Raw genomic sequence first — 9,590 nt, 5'->3', positions numbered from 1 at the left:
ACGTGGTTGTTGGCATCGGTGATCACCCAGTGGCGCGAGATCAGCTGGGCCGGCACGGTGCCGGTGTTGGCGATGGTGATCGCATAGGCGAACACGTAGTGCGAACGCGATGGATCGGATTGTTCCTCCAGGTACTGGGTCTTGACCGTCACCGTGAACTCGTACGCTGCCATGGGATTTTTCCTGTGTTGTCGTTATGTCGGGCCGCGCATGAAGAAATCTCGCAGCGACCATCCCCGATTGCACACGAATTCGTCACGCAGCGCAAGCCGCAACGTTCCGTCAGCGCGTCAGCGCCCGGCGACAGGGTAAAATAGCAGCTTTGCCGCCTCCGTGCCGAGCGCCGGGGCCGCCGTCGATTCAGCCATCCTTTCTTTACAGCCATGCCGACCTATCGTATCGCCCCCAGCATCCTGTCCGCCGATTTTGCCCGACTGGGTGAAGAAGTGCGCAATGTCGTCGCCGCCGGCGCCGATTTCATCCACTTCGACGTGATGGACAACCATTATGTCCCCAACCTGACCATCGGCCCGCTGGTGTGCGAAGCGATCCGCCCGCATGTACAGGTCCCCATCGACGTGCACCTGATGGTAAAGCCCGTGGACCGCATCATCCCCGACTTCGCCAAGGCCGGCGCCAACCTGATCACCTTCCACCCGGAAGCCTCCGAGCACATCGACCGCTCGCTGCAGCTGATCCGCGACAACGGCTGCAAGGCCGGCCTGGTGTTCAACCCCGGCACGCCACTGCATTATCTGGATCACGTCATGGACAAGCTGGATATGGTCCTGATCATGTCGGTGAACCCCGGTTTTGGCGGCCAGTCCTTCATTCCCGAAGCGCTGAAGAAGATCGCCGAAGTGCGCCGCCGCATTGATGAATCCGGCCGCGACATCCTGCTGGAAGTCGATGGCGGCATCAAGATCGAGAACATCGCCGCCGCCGCCCGTGCCGGTGCCGACACCTTCGTGGCCGGCTCCGCCATCTTCGGCAAGCCCGACTACAAGGCCGTGATCGACGCCATGCGCGCCGAACTGGCGCAGGTCTGAGCCCGCCCCTTCAACCTTTGCCCCAACCCGCCACCCATTGACGAACCGACCACGAGGTTTCCCGCGCACATGAGCAAGCTGACCAACATCAAAGCCGCCATCATCGACCTCGACGGCACCATGCTGGACACCGCAGCCGACTTCCATGTCGCAGTCAACCGCATGCGTGCCGAGTTGGGCCTGACGCCCCTGTCGCAGGAAACCATCGTCAACTTCGTCGGCAAGGGAACGGAAAACCTGATCCGCCGGGTACTGGCCGTGGATTATCCCGAAGACGAGGCAGCGCAATACTTCCAGCAGGCACTGGATGCCTATACCGAGCACTACCTGACCATCAACGGTGACTACTCCTCGCTCTACCCGGGCGTGCTCGAAGGCTTGCAGGCCATGCGCGAGAAAGGCCTGCGCCTGGCCTGCGTGACCAACAAGCCGCTGGCATTCGCCGCGCCGCTGCTGGAAAAGAAGGGCCTCTCCGGCTTCTTCGAGATCGTCTATGGTGGCGACTCCTTCCCCCGCAAGAAGCCCGACCCCATGCCGCTATTGCAGGTGTGCGAGGATTTCGGCCTGGCCCCGGCCCAGGTGGTCGCCATCGGCGACTCCAGCAATGACGCCCAGGCCGCCCGTGCGGCGGGATGCCGTGTCCTCAATGTTCCGTATGGATACAACCACGGTGAATCTATACACGACGTCGATTCGGATGGTATAGTTTCGACGCTTGTAGAAGCAGCGCAGCAAATCTCGGTGGATTGACACCCTGTCAGCCACCGGTCGATAGACCAAAGATCGAACCGCGACCCCACATCAATGTTTCGCAACAACAAACGTACCGCACAAACTACAGCCGCCCCTGAGGCCTGGCTGTGGCGACGCTGGCAATTCCAGGCTCAGTGATTGACGCCTGGACCTGGCCGCACCTGCGCGCCGGGTCGTTTGTTGTAGTACCGCATCCCCTGCATTTCCCGCAATTCAAACAACGACACCGCTGACGAGAGTCCGCACCTGTCCACGTGCTTCGTGTGCATCGCGCTCATTGCGCCTGCGCGCCGCCCGGTGGCCAGCGCTGCGTACCCTACAATGGCGGTCTGGAGTGAAACATGACCGAACTCGAATTCAAATCGCTGGCCACCGAAGGCTACAACCGCATCCCCCTGATCGCCGAAGCCTTCGCCGACCTGGAAACCCCGCTGACGCTCTATCTCAAGCTGGCCCAGAGCCACAACACCGGCAAGAACACCTTCCTGCTGGAGTCTGTCGTGGGTGGCGAGCGCTTCGGCCGCTATTCCTTCATCGGCCTGCCCGCTTCCACCAAGATCCGCTGCAGCGGCAAGCAGATCGAGGTCCTGAAGAATGACGTCGTCATCGAAACCGCCGAAGGCAATGCGCTGGAATTCATTGCCGAATACCAGTCCCGCTTCAAGGTCGCCATCCGCCCCGGCATGCCGCGCTTCTGCGGCGGCCTGGCCGGCTACTTCGGCTACGACGCCGTGCGCTATATCGAAAAGCGCCTGGAAGACAGCGCCCCGCCCGATACCCTGGGCCTGCCCGACATCCAGCTGCTGCTGACCGAAGAACTGGCCGTCATCGACAACCTCTCCGGCAAGCTCTACCTGATCGTCTACGCCGACCCTACCCAACCGGAAGCCTTCTCCCGCGGCCGCCAACGCCTGCGCGACCTGCGCGCCATGCTGCGCCGTCCTGCCGATGCGCCGGTCACCACCGGCTCGGTGCGCACCGAGACCATCCGCGAATTCCCCAAGGATGAATATCTCAAGGCCGTGGCCCGCGCCAAGGAATACGTGATGGCCGGCGACCTGATGCAGGTGCAGATCGGCCAGCGCCTGAAGAAGTCCTACGTCGATTCGCCGCTGATGCTGTACCGCGCCCTGCGTTCGCTGAACCCCTCGCCCTACATGTACTTCTACAACTTCGGCGACATGCAGATCGTCGGCGCATCGCCCGAAATCCTGGTGCGCAACGAATCCATCGGCGAAGGCCAGAAGAAGATCACCATCCGCCCCCTGGCCGGCACCCGCCCGCGCGGCTCCACCATCGAGCGCGATGAACAGCTGGCCCGCGAACTGCTGGCCGATCCCAAGGAAATCGCCGAGCACGTCATGCTGATCGACCTGGCCCGCAACGACATCGGCCGCATCGCCACCACCGGCAGCGTCAAGGTCACCGACCAGATGGTGATCGAAAAATACTCCCACGTGCAGCACATCGTCTCCAACGTCGAAGGCATCCTCAAGCCCGGCATGTCCAACCTGGATGTGCTCAAGGCCACCTTCCCCGCCGGCACCCTGTCGGGCGCGCCCAAGGTAAGGGCCATGGAAATCATCGACGAGCTCGAACCCAGCAAGCGCGGCATCTACGGCGGCGCCTGCGGCTATCTCTCCTTCGGTGGCGAGATGGACGTGGCCATTGCGATTCGCACCGGCGTCATCAAGGATGGCACGCTGTACGTACAAGCCGCCGCCGGCATCGTGGCCGACTCGGTGCCGGAAATGGAATGGGAAGAAACCGAAAACAAGGCGCGCGCCGTATTGCGTGCCGCTGAACAAGTGCAAGACGGCCTGGACGGAGAAATCTAAATGCTGCTGATGATCGACAACTACGACTCCTTCACCTACAACCTGGTGCAATACTTCGGCGAACTCGGCGAGGAGGTGCTGACCATCCGCAATGACGAGATCACGCTGGATGACATCAAGAAGCTCAATCCCGAGCGCATCTGCCTCTCCCCCGGCCCCTGCAGCCCCAAGGAAGCCGGCATCTGCGTGGACCTGTTGAAGGAGTTCTCGGGCAAGCTGCCCATCCTGGGTGTCTGCCTCGGCCACCAGGCCATCGGCGAAGCCTTCGGCGGCAACATCGTGCGCGCCAAGCAGGTCATGCATGGCAAGACATCGAAAATCGCCCATACCGGTGTGGGCGTCTTCAAGGACCTGCCCTCGCCCTACACCGTGATCCGCTACCACTCGCTGGCCATCGAACGCGCCACGCTGCCGGACTGCCTGGAAGTGACCGCCTGGACCGATGACGGCGAGATCATGGGCGTGCGCCACAAGCAGTTCGAACTGCAAGGCGTGCAGTTCCACCCCGAGTCCATCCTCTCCGAGCACGGCCACGCCCTGCTCAAGAACTTCCTGACCGGCAGCGCCCACGGCTGAGGCCGCGCCGGGACCACAACACCAAAAAGAGACCAGACATGCCTATCACCCCGCAAGAAGCGCTGTTGCGCTGTATCGAACACCGCGAAATCTTCCACGACGAAATGCTGACCCTGTTCCGCCAGATCATGGGCGGCGAGATGTCGCCGGTCATGATCGCCGCCCTCACCATGGGCCTGCGCGTGAAGAAGGAAAGCATCGGCGAGATCGCCGCCGCCGCGCAGGTCATGCGCGAATTCGCCACCAAGGTACCGATGGCCGACACCACCGGCCTGCTGGACATCGTCGGCACTGGCGGCGACGGCGCGCATACCTTCAACATCTCCACCGCCTCCATGTTCGTGGCGGCCGCCGCCGGAGCGCGCGTGGCCAAGCACGGCGGGCGCAGCGTGTCCTCCTCCTCGGGCAGCGCCGACGTACTCGAAGCCCTGGGCGCGGACATCAACCTGCAACCCGAACAGGTGGCGCAATCGATCGCCCAGAGCGGCATCGGCTTCATGTTCGCGCCCAACCACCACGCCGCCATGAAGCACGCCGCCCCGGTGCGCAGGGAGCTGGGCGTGCGCACCATCTTCAATATCCTCGGCCCGCTGACCAATCCGGCCGGCGCCCCCAATATCCTGATGGGCGTGTTCCATGCCGACCTGGTCGGCATCCAGGTACGCGTACTGCAACGCCTGGGCGCGCAACACGCCATCGTGGTCTGGGGTCGCGACAACCTGGACGAAGTCACCCTGGGCGGCGCCACCATGGTGGGCGAGCTGGTCAATGGCGAGATCCGCGAATATGAAATCCACCCGGAAGACTACGGCTTGTCCATGTTCGCCAGCCGCAATCTGCAGGTGGCGAACTCGACCGAGTCCAAGGAGAAAATCTTCGAAGCCCTGCGCGGGGAACCCGGTCCGGTGCACGACATCGTACTGATCAACGCCGCCACCGCCCTGTATGCAGCCGGCGTGGCCCCCTCGATTGCCGATGGCCTGGCGACCGCGCGCGCCACCATCGCCTCCGGCGCCGCCCGCGCCAAGCTGGACCAGTTCGTGCAAGTCACGCGCCAGCTTGGCGGCAAACACTAATCCGACAAGGAAGCCCATGTCCGACATCCTCAACAAGATCCTCGACGTCAAGGCCGAGGAAATCCGCATCGCGCAAAAGCAGCGCGACCTGGCCAGCCTGCGCCGCGACGTCGAAACCGACAGCGAGCTGCGCTCCGAACTGCGCAACTTCGAAGCCAGCCTGCGCGACAAGATCGCCAACGGCCAGGCCGGCGTGATTGCCGAGGTCAAGAAGGCCTCCCCCTCCAAGGGCGTGATCCGCCCCGACTTCAAGCCGGCCGAGATCGCTGTCAGCTATGCCACCCACGGCGCGGCCTGCCTGTCGGTCTTGACCGACGAGCAGTTCTTCCAGGGGTCGCCCGACTATCTCAAGCAGGCCCGCGCCGCCTGCGCGCTGCCGGTCCTGCGCAAGGATTTCATGGTCGATCACTACCAGATCTACCAGGCCCGCTCCTGGGGCGCCGATGCCATCCTGCTGATCGTGGCCGCCCTGGACCACGGCCTGATGGCCGACATGGAAGCCTGCGCCCACGAACTGGGCATGAGCGTGCTGGTGGAAGTGCATGACCGCGCCGAACTGGATGCGGCACTCAAGCTCAAGACCCGCCTGCTGGGCATCAACAACCGCAACCTGCGCACCTTCGAGACCACGCTCGATACCACGCTGGGCCTGCTGCCGCGCATCCCGCCGGAAAAACTGGTGGTCACCGAATCGGCCATCGCCACCCCGGACGACGTCAGGCGCATGCGCGACGCCGACGTACATGCCTTCCTGGTCGGCGAAGCCTTCATGCGGGCGCCGGAACCGGGGGTCGAGCTGGCACGACTGTTCGCCTGAACTGATCTTCGCGTGCAGGAAAAAACCTCGCCCGGTGCAAACCGGTGCGAGGTTTATTTTTGCTCCCGGGGAGGACGCAGATCAGGCTGCGAAACCGCCGTCGATGGTCAGGTTGGCACCGGTGATGTAACCCGATTCCGGACCGGCGAGATAGGCCACGAAGCTGGCGATTTCCTCGGCCTTGCCGTAGCGCGGCAGGGCCATCAGGCCGGTCATGACGGCAGCGAAGTCACCGCTGGCCGGGTTCATGTCGGTATCGACCGGACCGGGCTGCACGTTGTTGACGGTGATGCCACGCGGACCCAGGTCGCGTGCCAGACCCTTGGTCAAGCCCACCAGGGCCGACTTGCTCATCGCATACACGGCGCCGCCAGCGAAGGGCATGCGCTCGGCATTGGTGCTGCCGATGCTGATGACGCGACCGCCATCGCCCATGTAGCGGGCGGCTTCCTGCGTGGCGACGAAGACGCTGCGCACGTTCACGGCGAGGGTGCGGTCCAGGTCTTCCAGCTTGAATTGGTCGATCGGGCCCATGGCCAGCACACCGGCATTGTTCACCAGGATATCGAGACGACCGAAGGTTTCTGCAGCCAGGCGAATGGCTTGCTGCAGGGCGGTCGCGTCCGAGCTGTCGGCCTGGATGGCCAGGGCGCGGCCACCGGCGGCTTCCACGCTGCTGACCAGGGCCTGCGCCTTGTCCGGCGAGCTGACATAGGTGAAGGCGACGGTGGCGCCTTCGGCGGCCAGACGCTGCACGATGGCCGCGCCGATGCCGCGCGAGCCGCCCTGGACGAAGGCCACCTTGGACACCAGGGTGTTGTGGGAAGTCGTAGTAATTTGCTTGGTCATGATCTTGCTCCTTGGATAGATGCGTAAGTGATTGCGTAGGGTTGAACCCGTTGGCGCGTTTCTGTTTGCGTCTGGGTTGAAGCAAGTATCGGCGTTTGATTATGTTGCGACTAGCCGGCAATCACTATCTTCTTTTTAAACCAATGGTTTAGAATCAGGGCCATGGAAACCATGACCAGCATCGAATGCTTCGTCGCTGCGGCCAATGCCGGCAGCTTTTCGGCGGCGGCGCGCCAGCTAGGCCTGACCTCGGCCGCGGTCGGCAAGAACGTGGCCCGACTGGAATCTTCATTGGGGGTGCGCCTGTTCCACCGCAGCACCCGCAAGCTGTCGCTGACCGAGGCGGGCGAGCGCTTCCTGCAGGAGGTGGCCGGCGGGCTGCAGGCCATCCGCAGCGCCGTGGCCAATCTGGCCAGCGCCGGCGGGCAGCCGGCCGGCACGCTCAAGGTCAGCATGGGAACGGGGTTCGGGCGGCAATACATCGTGCCGTTGCTGGGGGAATTCCTGGGCCGCTACCCCGGCATCCTGCCGGACTGGCATTTCGAGAATCGCCCGGTGGATCTGATCACGGAAGGATTCGACGCCGCCATTGCCGGCGGTACCGAACTCTCGCCCGGGGTGGTGGCGCGCGAACTGGCGCCGGCACACCGGGTATTGCTGGCCTCACCGGCCTATCTGGAGGCGCACCCGGCGCTACGCTCGCCGGCCGATCTGGCCGACCATGCCGGCGTGCTGATCCGCTCGCCGCAGACCGGGCGCATCCGCCCGTTCTCGCTGCGCGACCGCCATGGCCAACAGGCGCCGGTGACCTTGCAACAGCGGATGACCATGAGCGACGCCAACGCCGCCTGCGAGGTGGCTGAGGCCGGGCTGGGCATCACCCTGGTCTCGATGCCGCACGCCCTGATCTACCTCGATCGCGGCACCCTGGTGCGGGTATTGCCGGACTGGTACGTCGATACCGGCATGCTGTCGCTGTATTTCACGGCGGCACGGCTGTTGCCGGCCAAGACCCGGGTCTTCGTCGATTTCGTGGTCGAACATTTCCGGCAGCAGCGGCTGGCGCAGCGCTTCAACGCACTGGACTGAAGATCGCCCTCACGCCTTGCCCTGCCGGGCGGCGCGCATGCCACCACCGATGTTGCTGCCGGCATCGTGCGACAGACCACGGTAGCCGATCACCGAGACCAGCGTCACCAGGCCGGCCATCGCGAAGGCCCACTGGAAGTCGCCCAGCGTAAAGTGGGCGCCGCTGGCGTCCACCGCTTCCCCACGCAGATAGGCCGCCACGCGCAAGGCCAGCGCGCCAAAGGCGATGCCCATGCCGATGGTCATCTGCTGCGCCACGCTCCAGAGCGTGCTGGCAGAGGATTTGCGGGCATCGCTGATGTCGGCATAGGCCAGCGTGGCGAGCGTGGAAAACTGCATCGAGCGCGACAGGCCGTAACAGAAGATCACCCCCAGGATCACCGGCAAGGGCGTGCCCGGCGTGAGCAGGCCGCAGGCAATGATGAGACAACTGGCGATGGCGGCATTGTTCAGCGCCACGCTGCGGAAACCAAAGCGCTGCAGGATGCGCGTGGTGAAGGCCTTCATGCCCAGGTTGCCCAGGGCGGTGGCCAGCAGCAGCAGCCCCGACTGGAACGCCGTGAGACCGAAACCGATCTGGAACATCAGGGGCATCAGGTAAGGCACCGCATCCACACCGATACGCGTGAGCGAACCGGTCAGCACCGTCACCGAATAGGTCGGAATGCGCAGATTGGAAAAGTCCAGCAGCGGATGTTCGATGCGCTGCATGTGCCACCAGGCGCACCCGCCCAGCACCACCCCCAGGGCCACGAAGCCCAGCGCCACCTTGATGTTGGATTCCATGTGGCTGGCGATCTCGGTGCCATACAACAGCGAGGTCAGCGCCGCGCCCGAGAGCAGGAAGCCCATCACGTCCAGCGGCCGCCGGCTGTGACCATGCTCGTTGCGCACCACCGTCATCACCGCGATGAAAGCGGCGATACCGAACGGCACGTTCATCAGGAAGATCCAATGCCACGAGGCATAGGTCGTGATGAAGCCACCGATGGATGGCCCCACCACCGGCGCCACGATGGCCGGCCAGGTGATGGTGGCGATGGCCTTCATCAACCGCTCCTTGCCGGTGCTGCGTACCACGATCATGCGCCCGACCGGCACCATCATGGCCCCGCCCAATCCCTGCAAGACCCGCGCCGCCGTGAATTGCCAGACATTCTCCGAATACCCGCACAGGATGGACGCCAGGGTGAAGATGACGATGGCCATGCCGAACACCGTACGCGACCCGAAGCGGTCCGCTACCCAACCACTGATGGGGATGAACACCGCCAGCGTGAGCATATAGGCGGTCATGCCCAGGCTCAGTTCGTTGGGACCGACACCGAAGGACTGGGCCATCTGCGGCAATGCCGTGGCGATGATGGTGGTGTCCAGATACTCCATGAAGAAGGTCGCCGCCACGATGTAGGGCAACATGCGCACGCGCGCGTCCGGCAAGCTGTTGTCGTTGGTTCCCACGTCCTCTATCCCTGTCTGCTGGTCCGACATGCGAAACGCCGGCATGTGCCGGCGCTCCTTTTCAAAATTATTTATATCATTT

General features: G+C 63.8%; 10 protein-coding genes. 7 read left to right on the top strand and 3 right to left on the bottom strand.

Annotated features, from left to right (window positions below; genetic code table 11):
* On the bottom strand, positions 1–173 hold a 173-nt coding region (locus VE092_RS09405), incomplete at its 3' end, for an ApaG domain (protein ID WP_324876044.1).
* A 210-nt stretch (positions 174–383) separates the two neighbouring features.
* On the opposite strand from VE092_RS09405, the gene rpe reads away from it, so the two are divergent.
* The 6 genes from rpe (at position 384) to trpC (ending at position 6,109) form a co-directional block, all read left to right on the top strand.
* Positions 384–1,049, top strand: a complete 666-nt coding sequence (rpe, locus tag VE092_RS09400; protein WP_013235823.1) for a ribulose-phosphate 3-epimerase — start codon at positions 384–386, stop codon at positions 1,047–1,049.
* Between the two features lie 69 nt (positions 1,050–1,118).
* The gene (locus tag VE092_RS09395; RefSeq protein ID WP_324876039.1) at positions 1,119–1,799 is read left to right on the top strand and encodes a phosphoglycolate phosphatase; all 681 of its coding nucleotides are present in this window, start codon (positions 1,119–1,121) and stop codon (positions 1,797–1,799) included.
* A gap of 344 nt (positions 1,800–2,143) precedes the next feature.
* A complete protein-coding gene (trpE, locus tag VE092_RS09390; RefSeq protein ID WP_006465100.1) occupies positions 2,144–3,640 on the top strand; it encodes an anthranilate synthase component I in 1,497 nt (498 codons plus the stop codon).
* Positions 3,641–4,216 carry an aminodeoxychorismate/anthranilate synthase component II gene (locus VE092_RS09385; RefSeq protein WP_077235926.1) on the top strand — a complete coding sequence of 192 codons (576 nt, stop codon included), beginning with the start codon at positions 3,641–3,643 and terminating at the stop codon, positions 4,214–4,216.
* Between the two features lie 38 nt (positions 4,217–4,254).
* On the top strand, positions 4,255–5,292 hold the full coding sequence (trpD, locus tag VE092_RS09380; protein WP_324876035.1) for an anthranilate phosphoribosyltransferase: 1,038 nt from the start codon (positions 4,255–4,257) through the stop codon (positions 5,290–5,292).
* Positions 5,293–5,308: 16 nt separating this feature from the next.
* Positions 5,309–6,109, top strand: a complete 801-nt coding sequence (gene trpC / locus VE092_RS09375) for an indole-3-glycerol phosphate synthase TrpC (protein ID WP_324876033.1) — start codon at positions 5,309–5,311, stop codon at positions 6,107–6,109.
* Positions 6,110–6,190: 81 nt separating this feature from the next.
* Here the strand turns inward: trpC and VE092_RS09370 are convergent, their stop codons facing one another.
* Positions 6,191–6,958 (bottom strand): 3-oxoacyl-ACP reductase family protein, encoded by a 768-nt coding sequence (locus VE092_RS09370; protein ID WP_324876031.1) that lies wholly within the window; start codon positions 6,956–6,958, stop codon positions 6,191–6,193.
* Between the two features lie 162 nt (positions 6,959–7,120).
* Here VE092_RS09370 and VE092_RS09365 point away from each other — a divergent pair, with 162 nt between their 5' ends.
* A complete protein-coding gene (locus VE092_RS09365; protein ID WP_324876029.1) occupies positions 7,121–8,047 on the top strand; it encodes a LysR family transcriptional regulator in 927 nt (308 codons plus the stop codon).
* Positions 8,048–8,056: 9 nt separating this feature from the next.
* On the opposite strand, the gene VE092_RS09360 is transcribed toward VE092_RS09365, so the two are convergent.
* Positions 8,057–9,553, bottom strand: coding sequence for an MFS transporter (locus tag VE092_RS09360; protein ID WP_324876027.1), 1,497 nt, complete (start codon positions 9,551–9,553; stop codon positions 8,057–8,059).
* Positions 9,554–9,590: the final 37 nt, after the last annotated feature.

The organism is Herbaspirillum sp. (genome assembly GCF_035644555.1).
Classification (GTDB): domain Bacteria; phylum Pseudomonadota; class Gammaproteobacteria; order Burkholderiales; family Burkholderiaceae_D; genus Herbaspirillum.
Note: the sequence above shows the minus strand (reverse complement) of the source record. Positions and strands in the feature narration are given on the sequence as shown.